The organism is Priestia sp. ST2, from assembly GCF_055810735.1.
On the sequence record NZ_JBVVNT010000002.1, the window covers coordinates 651,381 to 673,764 of the forward strand.

26 protein-coding genes are annotated in these 22,384 nt (G+C 38.1%); 7 read left to right on the forward strand and 19 right to left on the reverse strand.

Annotated elements, in window-relative coordinates; genetic code table 11:
• Positions 1-30: 30 nt before the first annotated feature.
• From AC0KUU_RS09760 to AC0KUU_RS09800, 9 genes are all read right to left on the reverse strand, one after another.
• Complete coding sequence (locus AC0KUU_RS09760) at positions 31-1,026, reverse strand: ketoacyl-ACP synthase III (protein WP_043982153.1); 996 nt, start codon at positions 1,024-1,026, stop codon at positions 31-33.
• Positions 1,027-1,158: 132 nt separating this feature from the next.
• A complete protein-coding gene (locus tag AC0KUU_RS09765) occupies positions 1,159-1,311 on the reverse strand; it encodes a Fur-regulated basic protein FbpA (RefSeq protein WP_043982152.1) in 153 nt (50 codons plus the stop codon).
• 347 nt (positions 1,312-1,658) lie between these two features.
• Positions 1,659-1,823, reverse strand: a complete 165-nt coding sequence (locus AC0KUU_RS09770) for a YezD family protein (protein WP_013056824.1) — start codon at positions 1,821-1,823, stop codon at positions 1,659-1,661.
• A gap of 372 nt (positions 1,824-2,195) precedes the next feature.
• A complete protein-coding gene (locus AC0KUU_RS09775) occupies positions 2,196-3,575 on the reverse strand; it encodes a sensor histidine kinase (RefSeq protein ID WP_043982151.1) in 1,380 nt (459 codons plus the stop codon).
• A gap of 1 nt (position 3,576) precedes the next feature.
• The gene (locus tag AC0KUU_RS09780; RefSeq protein WP_013056822.1) at positions 3,577-4,251 is read right to left on the reverse strand and encodes a response regulator transcription factor; all 675 of its coding nucleotides are present in this window, start codon (positions 4,249-4,251) and stop codon (positions 3,577-3,579) included.
• A gap of 144 nt (positions 4,252-4,395) precedes the next feature.
• On the reverse strand, positions 4,396-5,283 hold the full coding sequence (gene galU, locus AC0KUU_RS09785; RefSeq protein ID WP_043982149.1) for a UTP--glucose-1-phosphate uridylyltransferase GalU: 888 nt from the start codon (positions 5,281-5,283) through the stop codon (positions 4,396-4,398).
• Complete coding sequence (locus tag AC0KUU_RS09790; protein ID WP_043982148.1) at positions 5,280-5,684, reverse strand: GtrA family protein; 405 nt, start codon at positions 5,682-5,684, stop codon at positions 5,280-5,282. The genes galU and AC0KUU_RS09790 overlap by 4 nt, the downstream gene beginning before the upstream one ends.
• A complete protein-coding gene (locus AC0KUU_RS09795; protein WP_028408710.1) occupies positions 5,677-6,642 on the reverse strand; it encodes a glycosyltransferase family 2 protein in 966 nt (321 codons plus the stop codon). Before AC0KUU_RS09795 ends, AC0KUU_RS09790 begins: the two co-directional genes overlap by 8 nt.
• A gap of 13 nt (positions 6,643-6,655) precedes the next feature.
• Positions 6,656-8,896 carry a glycosyltransferase family 39 protein gene (locus AC0KUU_RS09800; protein ID WP_043982147.1) on the reverse strand — a complete coding sequence of 747 codons (2,241 nt, stop codon included), beginning with the start codon at positions 8,894-8,896 and terminating at the stop codon, positions 6,656-6,658.
• A gap of 240 nt (positions 8,897-9,136) precedes the next feature.
• Between AC0KUU_RS09800 and AC0KUU_RS09805 the strand changes: the two genes are divergently transcribed.
• Positions 9,137-9,709: a GNAT family N-acetyltransferase gene (locus AC0KUU_RS09805; RefSeq protein ID WP_014460341.1), complete on the forward strand. Its 573-nt coding sequence runs from the start codon at positions 9,137-9,139 to the stop codon at positions 9,707-9,709.
• 68 nt (positions 9,710-9,777) lie between these two features.
• A complete protein-coding gene (locus tag AC0KUU_RS09810; protein ID WP_013082943.1) occupies positions 9,778-10,254 on the forward strand; it encodes a hypothetical protein in 477 nt (158 codons plus the stop codon).
• 120 nt (positions 10,255-10,374) lie between these two features.
• Here AC0KUU_RS09810 and AC0KUU_RS09815 read toward each other — a convergent pair whose 3' ends face one another.
• The 3 genes from AC0KUU_RS09815 to AC0KUU_RS09825 all read right to left on the reverse strand — a co-directional run bounded on the left by AC0KUU_RS09815 (position 10,375) and on the right by AC0KUU_RS09825 (position 12,577).
• The gene (locus tag AC0KUU_RS09815; RefSeq protein ID WP_043982146.1) at positions 10,375-11,247 is read right to left on the reverse strand and encodes an STAS domain-containing protein; all 873 of its coding nucleotides are present in this window, start codon (positions 11,245-11,247) and stop codon (positions 10,375-10,377) included.
• Between the two features lie 263 nt (positions 11,248-11,510).
• Positions 11,511-12,203: an LrgB family protein gene (locus tag AC0KUU_RS09820; protein ID WP_043982145.1), complete on the reverse strand. Its 693-nt coding sequence runs from the start codon at positions 12,201-12,203 to the stop codon at positions 11,511-11,513.
• The gene (locus AC0KUU_RS09825; RefSeq protein ID WP_043982144.1) at positions 12,173-12,577 is read right to left on the reverse strand and encodes a CidA/LrgA family protein; all 405 of its coding nucleotides are present in this window, start codon (positions 12,575-12,577) and stop codon (positions 12,173-12,175) included. The genes AC0KUU_RS09820 and AC0KUU_RS09825 overlap by 31 nt, the downstream gene beginning before the upstream one ends.
• A gap of 191 nt (positions 12,578-12,768) precedes the next feature.
• On the opposite strand from AC0KUU_RS09825, the gene AC0KUU_RS09830 reads away from it, so the two are divergent.
• Complete coding sequence (locus AC0KUU_RS09830) at positions 12,769-13,200, forward strand: MarR family winged helix-turn-helix transcriptional regulator (RefSeq protein WP_043982142.1); 432 nt, start codon at positions 12,769-12,771, stop codon at positions 13,198-13,200.
• A gap of 105 nt (positions 13,201-13,305) precedes the next feature.
• A complete protein-coding gene (locus tag AC0KUU_RS09835) occupies positions 13,306-13,587 on the forward strand; it encodes a hypothetical protein (protein ID WP_078081757.1) in 282 nt (93 codons plus the stop codon).
• A gap of 36 nt (positions 13,588-13,623) precedes the next feature.
• Here AC0KUU_RS09835 and AC0KUU_RS09840 read toward each other — a convergent pair whose 3' ends face one another.
• Complete coding sequence (locus AC0KUU_RS09840; protein WP_043982636.1) at positions 13,624-14,136, reverse strand: GNAT family N-acetyltransferase; 513 nt, start codon at positions 14,134-14,136, stop codon at positions 13,624-13,626.
• 190 nt (positions 14,137-14,326) lie between these two features.
• Entirely contained in the window at positions 14,327-15,751 is a 1,425-nt protein-coding gene (locus AC0KUU_RS09845; RefSeq protein WP_043982635.1) for a phospholipase D-like domain-containing protein, read from the reverse strand.
• 171 nt (positions 15,752-15,922) lie between these two features.
• Between AC0KUU_RS09845 and AC0KUU_RS09850 the strand changes: the two genes are divergently transcribed.
• Positions 15,923-16,189 carry a hypothetical protein gene (locus tag AC0KUU_RS09850; protein WP_043982140.1) on the forward strand — a complete coding sequence of 89 codons (267 nt, stop codon included), beginning with the start codon at positions 15,923-15,925 and terminating at the stop codon, positions 16,187-16,189.
• A gap of 2 nt (positions 16,190-16,191) precedes the next feature.
• Here AC0KUU_RS09850 and AC0KUU_RS09855 read toward each other — a convergent pair whose 3' ends face one another.
• The 4 genes from AC0KUU_RS09855 to AC0KUU_RS09870 all read right to left on the reverse strand — a co-directional run bounded on the left by AC0KUU_RS09855 (position 16,192) and on the right by AC0KUU_RS09870 (position 19,657).
• Entirely contained in the window at positions 16,192-16,791 is a 600-nt protein-coding gene (locus AC0KUU_RS09855) for a DUF3298 and DUF4163 domain-containing protein (protein WP_043982138.1), read from the reverse strand.
• Between the two features lie 92 nt (positions 16,792-16,883).
• Positions 16,884-17,006 carry a hypothetical protein gene (locus AC0KUU_RS09860; protein WP_272911201.1) on the reverse strand — a complete coding sequence of 41 codons (123 nt, stop codon included), beginning with the start codon at positions 17,004-17,006 and terminating at the stop codon, positions 16,884-16,886.
• 147 nt (positions 17,007-17,153) lie between these two features.
• Positions 17,154-18,008 carry a bifunctional methylenetetrahydrofolate dehydrogenase/methenyltetrahydrofolate cyclohydrolase FolD gene (folD, locus tag AC0KUU_RS09865; RefSeq protein WP_016763907.1) on the reverse strand — a complete coding sequence of 285 codons (855 nt, stop codon included), beginning with the start codon at positions 18,006-18,008 and terminating at the stop codon, positions 17,154-17,156.
• Positions 18,009-18,256: 248 nt separating this feature from the next.
• A complete protein-coding gene (locus AC0KUU_RS09870; protein WP_043982136.1) occupies positions 18,257-19,657 on the reverse strand; it encodes a tannase/feruloyl esterase family alpha/beta hydrolase in 1,401 nt (466 codons plus the stop codon).
• A 201-nt stretch (positions 19,658-19,858) separates the two neighbouring features.
• Between AC0KUU_RS09870 and AC0KUU_RS09875 the strand changes: the two genes are divergently transcribed.
• Both AC0KUU_RS09875 and AC0KUU_RS09880 read left to right on the forward strand, forming a co-directional pair.
• Positions 19,859-20,329, forward strand: coding sequence for a staygreen family protein (locus AC0KUU_RS09875; protein ID WP_043982134.1), 471 nt, complete (start codon positions 19,859-19,861; stop codon positions 20,327-20,329).
• A 52-nt stretch (positions 20,330-20,381) separates the two neighbouring features.
• On the forward strand, positions 20,382-20,861 hold the full coding sequence (locus AC0KUU_RS09880) for a hypothetical protein (protein ID WP_016763905.1): 480 nt from the start codon (positions 20,382-20,384) through the stop codon (positions 20,859-20,861).
• Positions 20,862-20,894: 33 nt separating this feature from the next.
• Here AC0KUU_RS09880 and gltD read toward each other — a convergent pair whose 3' ends face one another.
• A complete protein-coding gene (gene gltD / locus AC0KUU_RS09885) occupies positions 20,895-22,376 on the reverse strand; it encodes a glutamate synthase small subunit (RefSeq protein WP_043982133.1) in 1,482 nt (493 codons plus the stop codon).
• Between the last annotated feature and the right edge of the window lie 8 nt (positions 22,377-22,384).

Sequence of the window (22,384 nt, forward strand, 5' to 3'; positions counted from 1 at the left end):
AAAAGCTAAAAGGCGACGCCTTTTAGCTTTTTAGCTTTTTTCTTTACACGTCCATTTAATTAACAAGCCGCAGTGCGTTAATCCTCCTCCAAACCCATAAAGAATAAGGAGGTCATTACCCTGTACTTTTCCTGTCATTATTCCTTCGTTTAAAGCAAGCGGAATAGAAGCTGAAGATGTATTTCCGCAGTATTGCACACTCGTTAACGTTTTATCCATTGTAACACCTGTTTTAGCACAAATAGCTTCAATCATTCGAAGGTTTGCACTGTGCGGAATAAACCAATTTACATCAGAAAGAGAAATGGAAGTATTCTTTAATAATGCTTCTACTCCTTTTGGAATCGTTCGGACAGCAAAGCGGTATACTTCACGCCCGTTTTGAACTAAATTCCCGCTCGAATTAATTTCTTTTCCTGAAAGAGTATTAGATAAGTTAGAACGATATAAATTCACCCCTCCGCTTCCGTCCGTTCCGTAGTGACATCCTAAGAAACTCGGATTATGCTCATCGTACTCTACAAGCATAGCTCCCGCTCCGTCACCAAACAGCACGCATGTGGCCCGGTCCGTATAATCTGTAATTTTCGACATGACTTCAGCACCAATAACTAAAATCTTTTTATGCAATCCCGACGTCACTAAGCCGTTCGCCACATGAAGGCCATATGTAAAACCGGCGCATGCGGCACTTAGATCAAATGCAGCAGCTTGATCAATATGAAAGTAATCTTGAATCTGACATGCTACGCTAGGAAAAAAGTGATCTGGCGTTGTTGTCGAAACAATAATTGCATCTACATCTTCTATTTCTACAGCATATCGGTTAAGCAAATTTTCAACGGCTCGAATGGCAAGCGTAGACGTGTATTCGCCTTCACCAGCAATTCGTCGTTCTTTCATTCCGGTACGCTGTACAATCCATTCGTCACTTGTATCAACCATTTCTTTTAAATGGTCGTTCGTTAATTTTTGCTTTGGTGTATATATCCCCATTCCTGTGATTCTAGCTTTTGATTGCATCATTTTTCCACCTCAAATCAGTTGATACTTAATTATAACACCTACTTTTAATATCTGGTACTAATTTATTGTTAGATAAAAAGCGCAAAGGCATACCCTTTACGCTTTTTTATTGGATATAAATTTTTCTATCCCTTACCTACTGCGTGCCTGATACTCTTTTTCTAAGTCAGAGAGTGTAAGTTCAAAAAGATGATGGTTTTCTTTTTTGTAAATCCCTTTTTTCAGTAACTTTTCAATGAGGTATTGTTTTCTTTGCCGCACCGCTGCTCGTAATAAATTTTCCATCTTTTCTCCTCCTATTATATTAATTTAAGAATAAAAAAAAGACTCCTAACACAGGTCAGAAGCCTTCGGTAATCCGGTCAGCACAGGAATGAAACTGTCAGATTTTCATAATTTTAAAAAGTACAAAGCTGCTGCTTTAGCAGCTTTAGACTTCTCATCGTCATACTCATACAACCTATAACTCAATTTTAATTCAAAAAATTCTAAATCTTTAACCGGAAAGAAAGTCAATTTTTCTTCGAATACGCACGTTTTCTATATTTAGTACGGTACTTGCTTGCCCCGCCGCCAAGCATTCGCTAGCTAGGCTGGCCCTTCAGTTTCTCTAAATACGTATTTAAATAGGCTTATTTGTGGCTTGCTACTTTGCTTTTAGCTAAAAAGCGGTTTTTTTCCGTGCTGTCCACTTGAGTAATTTGTCCGTCGTGAAGGGTAATTAGTACAGATCCATAGTTGATTTCAGTTAGTAATTTAACAATATAATCTAATTTTTCTTGTGTAATTGAAGCCATTTTATCATTCTCCTATTCATAGATAGATTTATATTTTAGTTGCAGTTGAATAAACAAAGCGAACAACATCTATAAGTACTTGTATAATGTGCAGAAGATAAATACATGGTAATCCTCCCCATATGTTCAGTTGAAGATTGAGATTTTAATGACCACAACTAATGTACAGAAAAGGCCCACACTAGTAGCGAACAAGTATGAGCCTTCGGTTGACCGATCAGCTTCTTTAGCATCCCAATTTTTTCAAAAGATTTATACTATCTATATTATTTACACTTTACCTATATGTCAAGTAGGGATTAAAAAAATAAATAGATATTATTAATTTTTTTTATATCTTTGACCTAATAAAAAAGACTCATCTGCATGAACTTACACAGACGAGTCTTTTTTAGCCCTAATTTTTTGGATAGGCAAGGTTACCGTAAAAATGCTTCCTTGTTCTTTTTTGCTTTCAACACGTATTGTGCCCTCATGTAACCGAACAATTTTTTTTGTAATGGCTAGACCGAGGCCGCTTCCTTTTAACGTTCTCGATTTATCTACTTTATAAAAGCTTTCAAAAATATATTTTTGATCTTCTTCGGCAATACCAATTCCATTATCCTTTATTTTCACGTCTATTTCTTCGTTTTTTAGAGAAATGGATATTTTCACAAATCCATTTTCAGGCGTATATTTAATAGCATTTGTTACTAAATTCAGCCAAACTTGCTCTAACAAATCTTTATCTGCTTCCATTTGAACATTGGATAAATCAAGGTCAATTTCTATGTTCTTTTTTGTCCACTGAGGTTCTAAAGCCATGACCACATGCCTGATTTGTTCATCTAAACGGTATTGCTGCAGCATTAGCGTTTGATGTTCAGAGTCTAGAGAAGCAAGCTTTAGCAAATTGGAACTAAGCTGAGAAAGTCTTGTACTTTCTTTTTCAATAATCGTTAAATATTGTATCTTTTTATCTTCACTGACGATATCATCTTTAAGTGCCGCTGAAAAACCGCGAATAGAGGTCAGCGGTGATTGAATCTCATGCGAAACGCTAGCAATGAACTCTTGCCTCATCGTTTCTATTTTGTTTAATTCTTTAGTCATTTGATTAAAATTTTTAGTTAACAGACCGATTTCATCATTCGCTGCGTGCTCGACTTGCACATTGTATTCGCCTTGTCCGACAACTTTCATCGCTGTACTGAGACGCTTAATCGGTTTAATAATAATCATTGAAACATATGCAAATAATACAATACCCACTAATAAAATCGTAATAAGCTGGATATTTTGAACATCTTGAATAACTGAAAATTGCCGCTGTGGATGAGACTGAATAAATAGAGCATACGACCGTCCATTTTCTTTAAAAGGAAGACCCACTACGTTTGGCTGTGGACGATCATCTTTTTCCTCGTTTAAATTAGAATAACGCTTCCCGTCTAATACTTGATCTACTTCTTTCGGTGTAATTGGAATAGGCGGTCCTGGCTGTCCTAATACTTTTTCTTCATGCTGATCATCAATAATAATAAACGAAAAATGAATGAATGATGAATTAGATAAAAACCTTGCAGCTTTGTCCGAGTCTTCTGCTCCGTACAAATCGATAAAATCTTCTCCCATCTTCACCATATCCTGACCTAATCGCATTTCGAGCTTCTGCTTGCTAAGAAATGTCGTGACGACAACGGTAATCACAACGCTCAATAAAATTGTAATGATGAACGACAGAACCAGCTTTACATAAATTGATTTCACGTTAACACCCTTCTGCTCTATAGCCTAGTCCGCGAATTGTTTTGATTTCCATACCGACGTTTTTCATATGATTAAGCCTCTCTCGCAGACGTTTTATGTGAACGTCTACCGTGCGCTCATCGCCTTCATAATCATATCCCCAAATTAATTGAATAAGCTGATCACGAGTAAAAATTTTTCCTGGAGAACTAACTAACGTGAACAGTAATTCAAACTCTTTTAACGGCAGCTGTTCGCTTGTTTCTCCTGCACTCATCTCTAATTTGGTACGGTCTAGTTTTATATTCCCCATATAGATTACATTGTTAGCTTCTACTCGGTATCTGCGTAAAAGAGCCTTTACACGAGCAACCATTTCCTGAGGATCAAAAGGCTTCACGACATAGTCGTCTGTTCCGATATCAAATCCTTTTAGCTTATCATGCGATTCGCCTCTAGCTGTTACCATTAAAACCGGTATATCAAAATACTCCTTAATTTCCTTTGTTAGTTCCCATCCGTCTTTAAATGGCATCATGATATCAACGACCGCTAGATCAATTCGAAACTCTTCCATTTTTGCCCACGCTTCTTCACCATCTGCTGCTTTTATAATTTTGAATCCTTGATTTTCTAAATATAATGATATCAGCTCTCGAATATGTTGATCATCATCTGCAACTAATATTTGAATCATACATGTCTCTCCCTATTCCTAAGTTTGTCCAGCTTTTACGCACAGTAAGCTCTCTGTTTATAGTAAACAGAGAGCCGCATAAGATCATACAATGATTTTATACTTCAAATATGAACTGAATATGAACAAACGGATTAACTCTTATTAGCTGAAGTTGTTTGCTCGTTCTTTTTCTACAATTCCCTCCAAATACGATAAAAACGTGTGACGTAAATCTCTGCGCTTTAACGCAACTTCTACCATCGCTTTCATATAGCCTACCTTATCTCCAATATCAAAGCGCTGCCCTTCCAGTTCAAGAGCAAACAATCGCTCTTTTTTACATACCACACGCAGTGCATCTGTTAATTGTAATTCATTTCCTACCCCTCTTTCAATCGTTTTTAGATAAGAAAAAATAGAAGGATTTAAAATGTAGCGGCCCATAACGGCAATAGTTGACGGAGCTTGTTCTATCGATGGTTTTTCAATCAAGTCATTCACTTCATGAAGGCTGCCAGATTTATTTTTCGGCTGAATGATTCCGTATTTTGATACCTCTTCAACATCCACTTTTTGAACTCCGATAACTGATTGATTAGTCGTTTCATACGCTTGGATCATCTGTTTGAGCGTAGGTTCTTCAGAAGTCATAATATCGTCTCCAAGAAGAACAGCAAACGGCTCATCTCCAATAAACTGTTCGGCACAAAGAATAGCATGACCGAGTCCTAACGGCTCTTTTTGACGAATATAGTGAATGCTGGCCATTGATGAGATCGTTTGTACTTCTTTTAACATGTCAAACTTGTGTTTTTCTTCAAGCATTTGCTCTAACTCAATTGATTTATCAAAATGGTCTTCAATTGATTTTTTGTTTCGCCCTGTAATAAAAATAATACTTTCAATGCCTGATTTCACAGCTTCTTCTACAATATATTGTACAGCAGGCTTATCGACAATTGGCAGCATTTCTTTCGGCTGCGCTTTTGTCGCTGGCAAAAATCGAGTTCCTAAACCGCCTACTGGAATAACTGCTTTTTTTATCGTCATATATGAATCCCTCTTTCTTTTTTAGTAGTAAATACAAATAATTTAGTACCAATAAAGTTGATACCGACACTTGCGATTGTAATTAAAAGTTTACTGATTAGCAGCGATATACCCCATTTATTATATAGAACAGTCAACAGAAATGATGTTAGGGATAAAGTGATCAAATTTACGATCACGAATGAAATCACCTCACGCTTACTGCTTTTTTCTTTTCTCTCAAACGTCCATTTGCGATTCATGACATAACTGTTTAAGATGCCCGCACTGTATGAAATCCACTGCGCTAGTATGTAGTTAACACCGATTGTTGTTAAAAGTGCGTATACTACAAAATCAATCAGTGTATTTACAACTCCTACTAACGCAAATTTAATAAAAGATATCCATTTGTTAGTCACGAAGTGATACTTCCTTGCGTGTTTCAAGCTGATACTTTTCACGGACGATATAGAGTGGACGATTTTTTGTTTCATCGTAGATGCGGCCAATATATTCTCCAATCATACCAAGAATAATTAAAATGATGCCGCTAAAGAATAGCTGAATGACAATTAATGACGACCACCCGGTGATGGTGCTGTCTGTAAATAACTTCAAATACAGCACTACTAAAAGATAAATAAAGCCGATACCAGATAGAGTTACACCAGCATAGCTAGCTAGCTTTAATGGCTTATATGAAAAAGATGTAATACCATCCATTGAAAGCTTCAGCATCTTTTTCAAAGGGTATTTTGACTCCCCGGCCAAACGCTCGTCTCGCTCATATTCTACTGCTGTTTGCTTAAAGCCAACCCAGCTTACTAATCCGCGAACAAAGCGATTTTTTTCTTGAATGCTATTCATTTGATTGCACACTTTGCGATCTAGCAAACGGAAATCCCCTGTATCAAGTGGAATATCAATATCGGTCATCGCACGTAAGAAGCGATAAAACATAGCAGCCGTTTGTTTTTTAAAGTATGTTTCTCCTTTTCGCTTTGTACGCTTAGCGTATACAACGTCAAACCCTTGCTTCCATTTTTCAATCATCTCTAAAATCAATTCGGGCGGATCTTGCAAATCAGCATCAATCACAACGACCGCCTCTCCTCTTGCATAATCCATACCCGCTGTAATAGCAATTTGATGACCAAAGTTACGGGCAAAATCTAATAAAACAACCGCTGGGTCTTGCTCACTGTACTCTTTAATGATTTCTGCTGTTCGATCTCTACTGCCGTCGTTCACGAAAAGAAGCTCGTAAGCTTCTTTCGTTGAACGCATCACTTCTGTGAGACGGCGGTAGGTTTCATGAATCACTTCTTGTTCGTTGTAGACAGGAATAACAATAGAATATTTAACAATGGAACTCATGTTCATGCCCTCCTTATTTAAGCGTTATTTCGTATAGTGTTCCGTTTCCAGATGGCCCTTGCTGAGCACTTGATGACGTAGACTGCCATTTGGAAGAAGGAATCTCCTTACTATTGTCTTTAATCCAAGTGATAACGTCAGATTGACCTCCCTTGCCCATTCCAGACAAGTAGAAATATTTCACTTCACCTTTTTTAATCATGGCTTTTAATTTACTTACCGTTAAAATTGGATCTGAACCGCTAAACCCACCCATTGCCATTACTGGCTTGCCCGTTTTGATAATGTAAGGTGCAGCTGAAGTTGAGTCCGTTGTGGCAAATAAATATTTTTCGCCTGTATTATTTTTTGTTAAATAGTTTAGTAGCTTTTGGTTTACTTCTGCGTTCATCCCTCCACTTTTTCGTTTTGAAGAGGATGATTTGCTTGAAAAGCTATTTGGCATTTGACTATTATTGGACGAACCGCCTGGCATTTGCATTTGACCACTGTTTGAAGAACTGCTTGGCGGCTGCATTTGACCATTATTGGACGAACCGCCCGGCATTTGACCGCCGTTCGATGATGAATTGCCGCTAGAGCTTCCTGGAGGCTGCATGCCGTTAAAACCAGATTGTTTGCTGTTTGTAGCTGTGCTTGGAGGTCCTCCCATACCGCTTGAAGAATCAGGACCTGCTGATGGAAGCATGCTATTTCCACCATAAATAATTGGTGTCATCGCCCAGTACGCCGGCATCGCAAGTAAGACAACCATTGCTGCGGCTCCTAGGTAGTTCGTCAACGAATTTTTACGCTGTTTACGAACAGCTAAAACAAGAGCTAAAATGACGCCCAGTGCTCCTACACCTGCAATTGGCGCTACGCCGATTGAGCTGACATAAGGAGACATAATATATACTTGAAGTGCTGCTGTTGTTAAAATACCACCTGGCAGCAGCCATGATTTCCAGCCATTATGCTGTTTGTACATGCTCCATAAAGCTACTGCTCCCGCTCCGGCAAATGCAGCGATTGGAGGTGCCAGCATAATTAAATAATACTGATGGAAAAATCCTGCGATACTAAAGAAAACAGCTACTGGTAGCAGCCACGCTAACCAAAATAAACTTTCTTTTTGTTTTGTCGTGTAAGGCCCTTTAAATTTTACTCCGGCAAATAGACCCACGATTGAAAAGATTACAAATGGTAATAACCAGCTGATTTGATCTGATAACCCTTTTTGAAATAGTCGGAATGGACCAGGATTCCCCGTGTTGAACATTCCGTTTTGATTCCCTCCACCTGGAGCCTGCATCTTTTGAGAAGAGCTGCTCTTTCTTTGATTTGAGCTTTGTGAAGAATCAGCACTTGAATTACTAGTTTGTTTTGTTTCACTGCTTGCTGTTTGCTGCTCAGTTTGAGCAGGCTGTTTATGACCGCTTCCCGTCACGCTTGTATTTCCAGTTAAACGATTAATACCGTTATATCCGAAAGCAAGCTCTAGAACTGAATTTGTTTGACTGCTTCCCATATAAGGGCGCTTATCAGCAGAAGTAGAATCTACCACAACTGCCCATGAGACAGAAACCGCGAGCATTAGTGCAGTCGCTGTTGTCAAAAAAGCAATTTTCTTTTTCCAAGTGATTTTGGTTGCCACTACATAGAAAACATAAAATGCTGGTAAAACCATGTATGCTTGAAGCATTTTCATATTAAATGCAACACCAATCATCGCAAAAGCTGCTAACACCCAGCCAAATTTAGCCGTACGCACAGCACGAAATAACATCCACGTTGCTACTAGTAATGTAAATACAAGCATACTATCGATATTATTTGTTCGGCTTACCGCAGGCACAATTGGCGTCAGAGCCATGGCAAGAGCAGCAAATCTCCCAGCCCATACGCCAAACGTACGTTTTACGAGCACGTATAGTAAAAGGACTGAACCGATGCCTGCCAATGCTTGCGGTAGAATGACGCTCCATCCGTAAAATCCAAATATTTTGGCGCTAATTGTCTGAATCCAAAATACAACCGGCGGCTTATCAATCGTTACATAGCCTCCTGGATCAAAAGATGCATAAAAGAAATTATGAAAACTTTGAAGCATACTTTTGACAGCTGCCGTGTAATAAGCGTTGGCGTATTCATCTGTCCAAATTTTAAATAAGTTCAAAAACGCTGCAATTAAAACAATGGGAACTAAAAATAAGTCTATTCTGTTTTTATTTGAAGTTCGTTCTTCTTTCACTTCACTGTTCATGTGTTTCATTTCACTCCTTCGTAATTTCTGACTTTAGTCTAACAAGCATATGTGAACTGATTATGAACAGGAAAAATAATTTTTTATTTTTTTAAAACCCATTTGACCTCTTACACTCACCAATGAAATATTTTACAATTAAAGAATCAAGCAAATGAAATAGAAAGCGTATTCTTCGAATGCTGCAGCTTCTATGAAACATTATTATCAACACTTCATCCACTTCTTGCTGGGAAAGGAGACAACTTTATGATTCAAGTAAAAGATATATACGGAAATTTACCCACACTAGAAACCGAAAGACTCCGCTTGAGGAAAGTTACAAAAAAAGATGTGCGTGACATGTTTGAATATGCCTCAAATGAAAAGGTAAGCAGATATGTAAATTGGGAAAAGCACCGAAAGCTTCAAGATACAAAAGAGTTTGTTTCCTTCGTTTTAAAGCAGTACAGCAACCAATCCATTTCTCCTTGGGCTATGGAAATCAAAGCCTTAAAAAAATGTATTGGCACCATTGACTTTGTCACTTGGAACCCTACTCATCGCATTGCGGAAATTGGCTATGCGATTTCTGAAGCATATTGGAATAAGGGATTTGTTACGGAAGCAGCTGAAAAAGTAATTGCGTTTGGATTTGAAGAAATGGATTTAGTGCGCATTCAGGCGAGGTGCTTTGTTGAAAATGCCGCTTCTGAGAAAGTGATGAAAAAAATCGGCATGTCTTATGAAGGAACGATTCGAAAAGCCATGTTTATTAAGGGAGCTCACCAAGACTTAAAGTTATATTCAATCTTGCGAGAAGAATATACACGCAACGCGTAGAAAATGTATAAAATACTTTCCATAACATAGGCTAACTTCAACACTAACTCTTCCTTTTGAGGTGAACAATGTTGGAGCAAGCAATTCAGCATTTAGACTTATCTGCACATGGTTTGTGGTTTCCGATTACCGTTAGTTTATGTTTATTTATTCTTGCCCTTGTTTTATTTAAACGACAGCTAACTTGGCGAGATTTTTATATCACGTTTTGCGTAGTTGGGTTTGTCGGATGGCTTTGTGATGTTATCATTACGCGTGTTTTTAACATGATTGATTTGGGAGATCCAAAAGTTACAGGACTTGGAGATATTCTAAGCTATACATTTATTCCACCTTCCCTTTCCATTTTATTTTTGACTTACTTAACAGCTAAAAATAAATGGGTTTTATCACTTCTCTTTTGCGCTGGTTCACTACTCATAGAATACGGAATGATTAAAAGTGGCTATATGCATTTAAACGGCTGGTTTTTTATCTATTCAATAGTGGTATACTTCCTCGTTTATGCTTTTGTGCTACCATGGCATATGGCATTTATTAAGTAAAAAAGCGGATGTTGATTAACATCCGCTTTTTTACTATGCGCTTACTTTCTATCTGCTGAAATCCATATTTCATACCGACGTTTAGAAGAAGGAATATCTCCATTGCATGTTCATAACCGGTCATTTTATGCGCCGTGATGACACATCCGCGCGGCTATGTTCTTCAGGACGTCTAAACCCAATTTTTAAAAGCGCTGCTTCTAAATTTGCTTCTGTTTTAATTTGATTAAAATCAATTCCCAGTTTCACTACCGTTTGGGCAATTTCCGGTCGTATCCCTGTTATAATAGCTTCCACTCCTACTAATTTGAGAGATCGATGAATTTTGAACAGATTGTCTGCTACCATTGTATCAATAATCACGACACCTGAAATATCCAAAATAAGATAGGATAATTGAAGGCTTGTCCCTTTTTTCAAGCAAGTTTCCATAATAACTTGCGAGCGATGGGTATCAATTTCTCCAATAATCGGCATAATAGCGATACCTTTTGTGACAGGTACGAGCGGAACTGACAGTTCTTCTAGTGACGTGTAAGCTAAATTCATCATGTATCGATTATGCTCATCATAAATTTGACCAAAAACACATGTTACCGTATCTAAAAGCGGATCAATTCGCTCACTGACATGCAGCATGGTAATTGCTGCAAACTGATGCTCCTCTAGTTCTCTTGTAAATACATCCCAAATAACGCTGCGATAGATTGGGAGGATACCGAGTGCTTTTTCTAAAGGAATATTTTTTTCCACTGCATATTTTCCCGTGTCAAGTGCCCATTCTTTAACAAGTTTAAGTACATCCTCTTGTTCTTCAAATAGCGCTCTTCCAAAGTACTCCATAATTGACACTCGCCATTTCAAAATTTTCTTTTCTTTTAATTCCTCTATACTTAGCGTATGCGTAGAATCTAAACGTTCGGCTAATTTTTCTGACAAGCTATATTTATGTTCAAGAATCTTTTTTCCTATATACACGAGCTCCTCTTTCATAAAATATGTTCAGCTCCTCTTTTCTGCTATTTTTACTGCGTATATAACCTTGACTAAGCCTACTTACTCAATCGACAATTGACTAGCCTTCCTAAAAATAACAAAAAAGCGGTTATTTTATGAATTTTCTTTCTTTTTATTATAGTACCAGAGTAAGAGCCGCACAACTGAAAGTTTGCTGCGAATAAAATTCGTCATTTGACATAGAAAACAATCCTCTTTGAACTCAAACAGGATTGTTTTCCGTATTTACTTATCTCACTTTACACTTGGAATAGCCAGACAACAATCGGCCCAAAAACCGAGCCCAGTACAGCGCTTAACGTCATTGATACCGAGCTCATCGATACCGTTAGTTCACCGTATTCAAATGCTTTAGAAGTTCCTAGCGCATGAGAAGCGCTGCCTAGGGCAATTCCTTTTCCTAAAGAACTTTTAATACGAATCCACTTTAAAAGTAAAGGTCCAAGAATTACTCCCGAAAAGCCTGCAATCATAACAAATACCACAGTCATGGATGGCACCCCTCCTAGTCCCGTGGCAATTTGAATTGCAACGGGAGTGGTAATAGACTTAGGAACAATAGATAAAATCAGGCTTCGGTCAATGCCGAATACTTCAGCGAACACAAGTCCGCTAATCATGCCTGCAAATAATCCTACAAACACTCCTCCAATAATAGGAATGCTGTATTTCACTAGCATCTCACGCTGTTTATACAGTGGATACGCTAATGCAACAACCGCTGGCCCCAGAAGTGAATTAATCCATTTGCCTCCAATCATATACTCGTCATAAGAAATATGAAAAGCAAGCAAAAGAAGAATAACGAATACGGTTGTAGTTAACACTGGAATAAGAATTGGGTAGGAGAACCGTACGTATACTTTCGCCATGACTAGATACAGAGCAACTGTAGCTATAATTATAAAGAGCGCGATAAAGAGTTCTTGCACTGTTGTTTCTCCTTTCGTTTGTTCGCTTTCTTTTCTAAAAGTTGACTGGCAGCCCCCGCGGCAGCCATCGTAATGATTGTACTAAGCACAATAATTAAAAACAAAATCGCTCCGCTACTTGAAAGAAGCGAAGGATAATTCATCACTCCCGCCATAGCTGGTATAAATAATAAAGGTAAAAAAGATAACAAGAAACTTGCTCCGTCTTCAATCACCTTGATGGGAACAACTTTGCACGTTAAGCAAATGAGCATTAAAATTAAGCCTATAATACTGCCTGGAATAGGCAGGTGAAGCATGTGGTGAACAGCTTCGCCAATCATAGAAAAGGCATAAAGAATCGCGATTTGTAAAATGATTCGTATCACTTTCATTATAGGTCGCTGTCCTATAGATAAAGAACAGCTGTCCTCCTCTCTTTATTTTGTCATGTTGTCTAACATTTAACTATATAAACATCCTTTACTTTACCTACTTTTACTTGTACTATACAACTATATATACATTTGTATTATACAAGTATATATTTCTTTGTCAATGAATGATTTTGTAAGGAGAGATTATAATGCAAGAAAAAAATTCAATTGAATTGATTGAATATCAACTTACTACCTTTATTAGACGAGCCGTCTATCTTGATAATTCTGAAAATAAAATAGGAAATCTAGAAAGATCAGCTTATTTATTATTGCGGCAATTAGATGAATTTGGACCAGCTCGTGTAAAAGAGCTAGCAGAAGCATTTAAACTCGACATTTCAACTTTGTCTAGACAAGCTGCTGCTTTAGAAAATAAAAAGTTTATTTCCCGCTCTTCTGATCCTTCGGATGGACGCGTCAGCTTATTTGACATCACACCACGTGGAAAACAAATGCTGCAAACTGATAAGCAAATGCGCCTTGAACGCTATCATAGTATGTTAAAAAAATGGTCAAATGAAGAAAAGGAGCTGTTTGGCAAACTACTAATGCGGATGAATGACGCATTTATCGATTAGATAGAAATTCATGAAAATTAGGCTGCTGCTGCAAGGTGTTTGTCCCTGTCTCTTTTCTCTTTTTTACATTTAATGTAAAGAGACTATTGAAAAGGATGTATGATTATGTCTGTTCCGAACAAACGGAAAGCAACGCCCTGCCTCTTCCCTGGCTATAAATGGTGTGGTCCCGGATGCAGTGGTCCCGGATGTCCTGTAAATGATGTAGACTGCTGCTGTAAATACCATGATTTATGCTATGAAGATTATGGATCATGCCGCTCATGTGATGAGCAATTTCTTAACTGTCTTTGCTCCAAAGCAAATCCGTACAGTTTAAAAGGAAGACAGGCATACGCCATGTATACCTATATGCGGCTGAAGTTAGCTTTAAAACAATATGACTAAGCATAAAAGAGGAGAATTGAAGAATTCACCTCTTTCTTATGCCATTTTATCCGTATGAATCCAAAAGCGTTGAACGACAGCTCCGTCCTCTTCTATATAATCCTCGTCTTGTATACCACCGTTTGCCAGAATAGTTCGATGAGAAGCAGTGTTCCAATCATCACACACAACTAATGCCCGTTGAACTCCCAGCTTTTTAATTTCTTGAAGAGATAACTTCAGTAGCAGCTTCGCATATCCTTTTTGTCTTTCGCTTGGCCGAATACCATAACCTATATGTCCTCCGCTGTTTCGCAGTATTTCACTTAGCTCATGGCGGATATTAACTACGCCTATTACTTTTTTGTGATGCATTAGCCAGTAGGTGGAATCGGGTACATATCCTTTTTTTAATCCGATCCCTTTTTCTGCATCTAACAACTCTTGAACCATTTTTTCAAAGTAAGCAGGATCTTTAGCAATTACCCACGGAATCATTTTTTCTCCGCTTGCTTTCCATTCATGATAAAAGCTCATATAAGCCTCTTTATAAGCTGCATCTGGTTTCATTAAAACGGCGGTCTCCACGTGCCTTCCTCCTTTTTGTTTATTATGTTTATACTACCTAGTTTTTCCAATAAATAAAAGAGGATAATTTACGTTATGTGATAAGTTTATTTATTCACTTATTTATAAGATATGTAACAAAAAGCACTCAATGGATATACCATTGAGTGCTTTTTGTTCTACTGCCGATTGTTTAAATAAATTCCTTAAAAAACCTCGTCACTTTTGCAAAGGCGTATAGGAAGGTTCGCTTCATAACAGGTTCTTCTTTCTTTTGGATGTCAGGAGATTTAATCCATCGCTTATGGTTGGCAATAAGGATACTTTTATCCATTTTGTTTTCCATCGCCATCGTCAGCTTTTTTGCAAATTCTTGACTATCGATAATGACCATTGATTCATTATTCAAAAATGTAGAACGGGAATCTAAATTAAAAGAGCCTACGGCGCTCAGTCTTTGATCATAAATCACAGACTTTGCATGGATGGAATAAGGTCCTTGGTATTCGTAAAGCTTTACACCCGTCTTCACAATCGTATCACGCATACTTATATACCCGGAAAAAGCCAACACATTGGGCGTAGATGTAACTGAATTTGTGAGTAGCGTCCATTGAACAGCTGGATTCTTTTTCATTGCTATATACTTTCTCATCGCATTGGTTGGCACCACATAAGGACTTTGAATAAGAACAGAGCGGTTAGCTTCTTCTGCCAGGTTAATAAACGTTTTCCACATAAAAGGCCTTTTATTAAAGCGTTCAATTGGATTATGAATAAAAGAAACACGCTTTGTAGGAACGGTGGAAGCATTCCAATCAATCTTAGGCGTCGCAAACGTTTCTCCTACTTGCTTAGCTTTATCATATTGCTGCAGCAGCAAAGCTTTCATCCTTTTTCCCTGATCGACCTGGTACTGCGTGAGATGATGAAAAGCTTTTTTAGTGTAAGGATGAGCCCATAATTCATTTATATAATTTTGCATTTGAGTGATGACGCTATCTTGTTTATGTTTGCTGTTTGTAATAAAGACATCACGATCATAGACGAAATCTGGAGGAGGCTTTTTAGCCAAATACTTGTCCCCTATATTCCGTCCCCCTATTATGCCTAGCTCTCCGTCTACAATCATTATTTTGTCATGCATACGATTTTGCCACGCCCATGGTTTAAACAATTGAAACGGTTCATAATACTTCACTTCAATATTAGGATGTGAGGCTAATGCGTAGAGCACGCCTCTTCGGTTTCCCCGCAAGCCGTTAGCTATCCCGTCTAAAAGAACGCGAGTATGGACGCCTCGATCAGCTGCTTTAAAAAGAGCGGCCATAATTAAATCAGTTGACTCTCCTTTTCCTATTGAGTAATATGCAATATCAATCGATTTCTCAGCTTCTTGAATCATTTGAATACGAACTCTTCCTGCCTCATAACCATCTTCAAGAAGTCTCACTCGGTCCGTAGACTCCCTGTGACCAAAAAAGCTAGCCGGTTTAATTGAGGCCGTTTCCTCTCCTGTTTTTAAAGGTACATAAAAGAGAACCACCGCCGCTATAACCACGTACAGAATATATAGAGATAAAATAATAAGTAATCCTTTGAATGCTATTTTTATCATCGCAACTCCAGCTTTTTGTCTTTTTCTGTTATCGTTCACAAATAATGATCATTACATACAAGAAACTGCTTCCTTGATTGCTTTGCGCTTTGCCTTTTTGACACATTTATTTTTTCTGATTCACTATTTGTGTAGTATGCTAGTACATATCATAGAAAAAGGATGATGGTGATGGAGGAATATTCTTTTCGTTTTCATATTACAGATTCTTACCCTTTGCAAAATGAAAACGATAAAATAGAAGCTGTTGTACGCACCAAAATCAAGCATGCAGACCGAGGATGCTTGTATGAGGGTTATCTTCGTGTTCATATCACTAAAGTGGGGGTATTTCCTGTAGCAAAAGATATTGCTGAAGCGATTGGCGTTCGTTCGCTTCGTCAGCAGTTAGCGGCCGAATTAAAAAGATACGTACGGCCGCATCGCAATTTTTTATAACTTTATCCAAACATTTGTCCAAGTGGACTTTCATCTTCAATAATATCTTGAATAGCGTAGATAGAAATTGGAAAGTAAGGAATTCCATATGCGTAAGGAGCCAGGTCATACAGCTGATAAAAGAGCACAAGTGACTTATCGGCGATATAAAAATCTTGATCTGGTTTAATTCCTTTATATTCTCCAAGAACCATAATATCACGCTCTTTTATTTGCCCTCCTACTATTTTAGAAAGAATGCTCACGTAATTACTGTCTTTTTTAAATAGATCTTTGAGTTGATACGTTTTTCCAGTCAGCACATTAAACGTTAATGGAACGACAATGGTCAATCCATGCGCTCCCCCGGAATAAGCAAAATTGACAAGTGTTAAGCTGAGCACATTTCGCTCGTTTGTTTTCAACTCATAATAACCCGTTTCTTCTGTATCCGGATTTTCTCCATATCCCTGCTGACGAATTAATTCATTCGTGCGCTGCAAAATTTTACTGTTCATGCTGTGCTGAACAGCTTGATTAGTCAAATGCACAACTGGATAGTAAACGTTTAACTTTTTCTTCACCATTTGTTGAGAATATACGGTTGCAGGCAACGTAACCATCGCTTCCTCCTCTTTGTATACAGGTTGTTACATTCTATTCTATTAGCCTCCATTCCATTACTGAAGCAAAAAAAGATTCAGACATAACGAAATCAATCCAACCTAAAGACGAATAAAATAGATAAATTATCCATTATTGTCACTTGTAACACCGCTATTGATTTCCGCGCAAGATTTCGCTTTCTGCGGAAGTCTTCGCCTTGCCCTCCAATCACCAGCTAGAAGCACCTCCATACATGAAACCTGTGTTGACTTTATCAATGAAAAAATCCGAACGAGTTTGATTCTCAATCAAGAATCAAACTCGTTCGGATCTTCATTCAACGAAAATACCTTTGTCTCAGCCTCTTTTTTACTTCTTATTATTTTACGTTGTTAATTGTTTTAGCAGCGTCTACCGTATTTTTCAATAACATTGTGATGGTCATCGGACCAACTCCGCCTGGTACTGGTGTGATATAACCTGCAACTTCTAAAGCCGCTTCGTAATCAACATCACCAACGAGTTTACCATTTTCCATTGTGTTACCTACATCAATTACAATGGCACCCGGCTTAATATCATCTGCTTTGATAAGTCTAGGTTGTCCTACAGCTGACACAAGAATATCAGCTTGTTTTGTTAAAGCAGATAAATCTTTTGTGCGAGAGTGAGCAATTGTTACCGTTGCACTTTCTTGAAGTAACAGCATGGATACTGGTTTACCAACAATATTGCTTCGTCCAATTACTACCGCATGCTTACCTGAAATTTCTTCACCTGAACGTTTAATTAACTCAACGATACCGTGTGGTGTACATGGTAAATAGCACTCATCGCCAATAACCATATTCCCTACGCTTACCGGGTGGAAGCCATCTACATCTTTTTTAGGAGATACAGCATTTAATACTGCTTTTTCATCAATATGTTTTGGTAATGGAAGTTGAATAAGAATACCATGAACAGATGGATTTCCATTCAAGTGATGGATTTCGTTTAAAAGCTCTTCTTCAGTAATCGATACGTCACGTTTGATAATTTCAGATGCAACACCGATTTCTTCACAAGCCTTTGCTTTTGCTTTTACATATGATTGAGAAGCAGGATTTTCTCCTACTAAAATCACGGTTAAACCAGGAACGATACCTTTTGTTTTTAATTGAGCTACCTCTTCTTTTAATGCGGCGCGCAGTTCTTGCGCTACTTCTTTTCCTTTAATTACTTTCGCTGTCATGATGTTTTTTGCTCCTTTCAACTGTAGCCATTTAATAAATGTACGAATTATAGTTATTAATCTAACACAAAAGTTCGGTTTTGTTCAATGTTTTTATTATTTTTATTTTAAATAGATGAAAATAAATAACAAATAACGTATATTCCGTTCTTATCGTACTATAATATTTTGTATTCACCAAAGGTGTTTTTATTCAAACATTGCTTTTCCAAATTAAAAACCGCACCTTTGGCACGGTTTTGAACGATTTATTTTTCTGTTGATATGCTTTTCTTTGTAGTCAACGGCAGCACGTCTTCCTCTGTTTTTAGATCCTTTACATGCATTTCCTTGAGAGGCGCACTTATTTTCTTATTTTTCGGAGGTTCTTCAAAATTCTCCACCCAATCACATAGCAGTTCAAATCCTTGATACACATAAGGCAGGAGAGGCTGAAGCTTTCGATCTGGGTCAATTTGATGATTCCATACTAAGCTATCAATGTGGTTGCCATTTTCAATTACATAGTGACGATGAAGGTGCTGCTTACCAGAATCTTTTACCAGTTGTTCATAAGGAAAAGCATGAATATCCGGAAAAATAAGAGCATCTAACGACCCTGTAATGCTTATCAACGGAACGGAAATATCACCTGTATTTTCAATTTCACGAACTCTTTGTTTTACATCTTGCGGTCTTTCTTGATAATCATACTTTTCAAAAATAGAATCTAATGAACGATCTCTAACTCCGTTTTCAAAAAGAGTCAAGTATTTTTGCCATGGAATGCTTCGAGGTGCTTGACTGTCAAACTCATCTCTATATATATTAAGCGTTAAAAACCAATAATACTGATCATGATATGGCCATAAAAACTCAGATCCTTTTGGCAACCCTGCTTGATACAAACGGTGCAAAGCTTCTTTTTGCGATTCACCTACGGTGTACAGTGCTTCTTCGGCATGATTTACAACAGGGGTTAAGGAAGTAATCAAGTTATCGTGATCAGCTCGCCACATAACCCCTTCCCATTCAACGCCTCCATTAAAAAGCTGAGGCTCCCCATTTTTCCCATCGTTTTCTAAAGCATAGCGAACAACATAACCCCCATTAGAAATACCTAACGCATACGTTTTTATATCAAAATATTCCGTCACTTCTTTTTGAAGTTTGTGACGATAATTTTCAAACAAAAATCTCTGAGCTAGTTTTGTTACTTCTCGGTATTGAATATGCCATTTTCTAATGGAGTCTTCTTCTTTGACTAGAGCGTTCTTTGCTTTAGCAAATGGATCATCTCTCACTTCTTCTCCCTGAGTTCCTTTATCAGAAGCAGCAAACGCAAACCCTTTTGCCAACACATAGTCACTGAATAGTAAATCCGTTGATTTCTCATCTCGGGTAGCTGGGACTCCTGACATAACTAACTTTCCATTCCAATCATCAGGAATTCGAATGAGAAATTTACCACCATCAACTTCACCTTCTACTTGAACGCCCGTTATTTCTTCAGGCTGATACATGTAATACCATCCATTTTTTTCTTCTTTTGTTCCCCAATAGATAGGAGCCAGCCCAATGTTCCCATAGGCAGTCGCTGCTTGAAATTGAAGAGGATTTTTAGTCGTTAGCCAGTTTCCATACTTACCGTCAAACGTTGTGATATTCAAGTGATAACCTCCATTCACATTTGCTTTTGAAGACACTCTTGGGGACTGTACACGCATAATTCCAGCTAAATATTACCATCCTTTTCTCAAAAAGTACATCAAAACGCCTTTCTTACAGAAAGAAAGTAGACATTTATCACAATTGAGCCTATAGCGCCGTATAATATTGAAATTTATTCAAAAAAAGGAGTGTCAATGACTATGAGTTCGTTTAATCCTTCAAAACTTTCTACGACTCTTATTCCCCCTGCTACTTCCTCCTATCCGGTTTCCGGAAGAAAATATACTCTTACTCATTCTGATACAACCGGTCAGCTTTTTTTAAGCATCGGATGCTCATATAACAACAAGGCGATAGATAAAAATACGCGTGATGAAGTAATAGCTGCGCTTCACGTAACAGACCGACAAGCAGTTATTCAAGGCGAAGTTTTTGTTAGCGGAGGCGAGTTCAGCCGCGAGCAAGCGCAGCTTCGTTATCAGATTTTCCGCCGTGAACTCCCCCTTGCTTTAGAAGCAATGTTTTACGGAGACCAAGCGTTTTTTCAACATTATCCCGACTTGCTAAATACACCAATTTACATTTATTTTATATCGACTTATCAAGAATTTAGAGGGTGGTCCTATTATCAAACTCCTAAATTTTATTTAAAACAAACATGCAGCAGCTAGCACGCTCGTGCATAAACTAATGGGAAATGAACGAGGAAGGTGTGAATGTTTCATGTACAGTCAATGGGTTTACCCCTATATGCCGCGCTATTACCATCCAGTGGTTCCTACTACGAATGAAAATTATTTAGAACCTTATAGATACAATGAAGACTTATTTTCTTATATCCTGCATGAAGAAGAGGAAGTTAGATCTACACGCGATGTAGACAGAGTGATGAAAATTTTAAAACGACAGTATCAGTCCATCTACAGAGATGCTCAAAGAGGCGGGATGGATAGCAAACTAACAGAATACTTATTTCGTTCCATTGTAAGATTTGTTGATGATAACTATAACAATTACAGCGGATCTATTAACGAACGCGTTGAAAAAGCCGCGCGACAGTTAAAAAAACGTGACCCCTGGATATTTGAACTTTTTAACTTATACAGCGTTTCCCCCGCTTCACAAGTTCGAATTACCAACACGATTTTAACCGTTTCATTTGAGAATTTACGTAGAGGAAATGAAGTGCCAAATCCTAGATAAACAAAAAACCGCCACAATTGTGACGGTTTTTTGTTATGGTAATACAGTTGCTCCCATTAGATGGCTATCAACTTGTTTAGCTACTTCACGACCTTCATGAATAGCCCATACGATTAAACTTTGCCCACGACGAGCGTCACCAGCAGCAAAAACACCTTCAACATTTGTTTTGTAATTTCCATACGCTGCATCTACGCGACGATTTTTCGTTTCAACACCAAACGCTGATAGAACCGGATGCTCTGGACCTTCAAACCCAATCGCGATAAAGACAAGCTGAGCTGGCCATACTTTTTCTGTTCCTGGAATTTCGGTAAAGATGTACTGTCCATTTCCACCTTTTACTTTTTCCATTTGAACCGTATGAAGTTCCTTTAGATTGCCTTGCTCATCTGCCACGATTTTTTTCGTTTGAATTGAATATTCACGTGGATCGTCCCCAAACTTCGCCTGTGCTTCTTCATAAGCATATTCAAGATTAAATACATGCGGATATTCAGGCCACATATTATCTGCCGTACGCTCAGCAGGAAGTTGAGGATGTTTACCAAACTGAACAACGCTGCGGCATTTTTGACGAAGAGCAGTAGCTACACAGTCAGCTCCAGTGTCTCCGCCTCCAATAACAATAACGTCTTTTCCTTCAGCATCAATAAATTGACCATCTTTGAAGTTAGAGTCTAAAAGGCTTTTTGTTGAAGTTGTTAAGTAGTCCATTGCAAAGTGAACTCCTTTTGCTTCACGACCTTCTAATACTAGATCTCTTTGCTTCTGAGCCCCTGTACACAAAATTACAGCATCATATTGTTCTTTTAACTCTTCAGCAGTAATGTCTTTTCCAACTTCCGTATTCGTTACAAAATCAATACCTTCTTGCGTCAATAAGCGAACACGTCTTTCCACTACTTCTTTATCTAGCTTCATATTCGGGATTCCATATGTTAATAAACCGCCAGCACGATCTGCTCTTTCATATACCGTTACTGAATGACCCGCTTGGTTCAGCTGATCTGCGCTTGCTAAGCCTGCTGGTCCAGAGCCAATAACAGCAATTTTTTTGCCTGTTCTCTTCTCCGGAATACGCGGAGTAATCCACCCATTCTCAAAGCCTTTATCAATAATAGCGCGTTCGATATTCTTAATCGAAACGGCTGGATCTGAAATAGCAAGCGTACAGGAACCTTCACACGGAGCAGGACAAACTCGTCCTGTAAACTCCGGGAAGTTGTTCGTTTTCATTAAACGCTCTAAAGCTTCTTTCCAGCGTCCTTTATAAACTAAATCATTCCACTCTGGAATTAAGTTATAGATTGGACATCCAGAAGTAAAAGCATTAATATCCATTCCCATGTGGCAAAAAGGTGTGCCACAATCCATACATCGTGCCCCTTGACGGCTTAGCGCTTCATCAGATAAAGGAGCAGCATACTCTTTCCAATCACCTAAACGTTTTAACGGGTCACGTTCCTTCCCTTTTTCACGTTTGATTTCCATAAATCCTGTTGGTTTTCCCATCGTACTCT

Coding starts and splice junctions, on each gene's coding strand:
- AC0KUU_RS09760 (WP_043982153.1), bottom strand. CDS start 1,026: ATGATGCAATCAAAAGCTAGAATCACAGGAATGGGGATATATACACCA.
- AC0KUU_RS09765 (WP_043982152.1), bottom strand. CDS start 1,311: ATGGAAAATTTATTACGAGCAGCGGTGCGGCAAAGAAAACAATACCTC.
- AC0KUU_RS09770 (WP_013056824.1), bottom strand. CDS start 1,823: ATGGCTTCAATTACACAAGAAAAATTAGATTATATTGTTAAATTACTA.
- AC0KUU_RS09780 (WP_013056822.1), bottom strand. CDS start 4,251: ATGATTCAAATATTAGTTGCAGATGATGATCAACATATTCGAGAGCTG.
- galU (WP_043982149.1), bottom strand. CDS start 5,283: ATGACGATAAAAAAAGCAGTTATTCCAGTAGGCGGTTTAGGAACTCGA.
- AC0KUU_RS09795 (WP_028408710.1), bottom strand. CDS start 6,642: ATGAGTTCCATTGTTAAATATTCTATTGTTATTCCTGTCTACAACGAA.
- AC0KUU_RS09800 (WP_043982147.1), bottom strand. CDS start 8,896: ATGAAACACATGAACAGTGAAGTGAAAGAAGAACGAACTTCAAATAAA.
- AC0KUU_RS09805 (WP_014460341.1), top strand. CDS start 9,137: ATGATTCAAGTAAAAGATATATACGGAAATTTACCCACACTAGAAACC.
- AC0KUU_RS09810 (WP_013082943.1), top strand. CDS start 9,778: ATGTTGGAGCAAGCAATTCAGCATTTAGACTTATCTGCACATGGTTTG.
- AC0KUU_RS09815 (WP_043982146.1), bottom strand. CDS start 11,247: ATGAAAGAGGAGCTCGTGTATATAGGAAAAAAGATTCTTGAACATAAA.
- AC0KUU_RS09825 (WP_043982144.1), bottom strand. CDS start 12,577: ATGAAAGTGATACGAATCATTTTACAAATCGCGATTCTTTATGCCTTT.
- AC0KUU_RS09830 (WP_043982142.1), top strand. CDS start 12,769: ATGCAAGAAAAAAATTCAATTGAATTGATTGAATATCAACTTACTACC.
- AC0KUU_RS09835 (WP_078081757.1), top strand. CDS start 13,306: ATGTCTGTTCCGAACAAACGGAAAGCAACGCCCTGCCTCTTCCCTGGC.
- AC0KUU_RS09840 (WP_043982636.1), bottom strand. CDS start 14,136: ATGAAACCAGATGCAGCTTATAAAGAGGCTTATATGAGCTTTTATCAT.
- AC0KUU_RS09845 (WP_043982635.1), bottom strand. CDS start 15,751: ATGATAAAAATAGCATTCAAAGGATTACTTATTATTTTATCTCTATAT.
- AC0KUU_RS09850 (WP_043982140.1), top strand. CDS start 15,923: ATGGAGGAATATTCTTTTCGTTTTCATATTACAGATTCTTACCCTTTG.
- AC0KUU_RS09855 (WP_043982138.1), bottom strand. CDS start 16,791: ATGGTTACGTTGCCTGCAACCGTATATTCTCAACAAATGGTGAAGAAA.
- folD (WP_016763907.1), bottom strand. CDS start 18,008: ATGACAGCGAAAGTAATTAAAGGAAAAGAAGTAGCGCAAGAACTGCGC.
- AC0KUU_RS09875 (WP_043982134.1), top strand. CDS start 19,859: ATGAGTTCGTTTAATCCTTCAAAACTTTCTACGACTCTTATTCCCCCT.
- AC0KUU_RS09880 (WP_016763905.1), top strand. CDS start 20,382: ATGTACAGTCAATGGGTTTACCCCTATATGCCGCGCTATTACCATCCA.
- gltD (WP_043982133.1), bottom strand. CDS start 22,376: ATGGGAAAACCAACAGGATTTATGGAAATCAAACGTGAAAAAGGGAAG.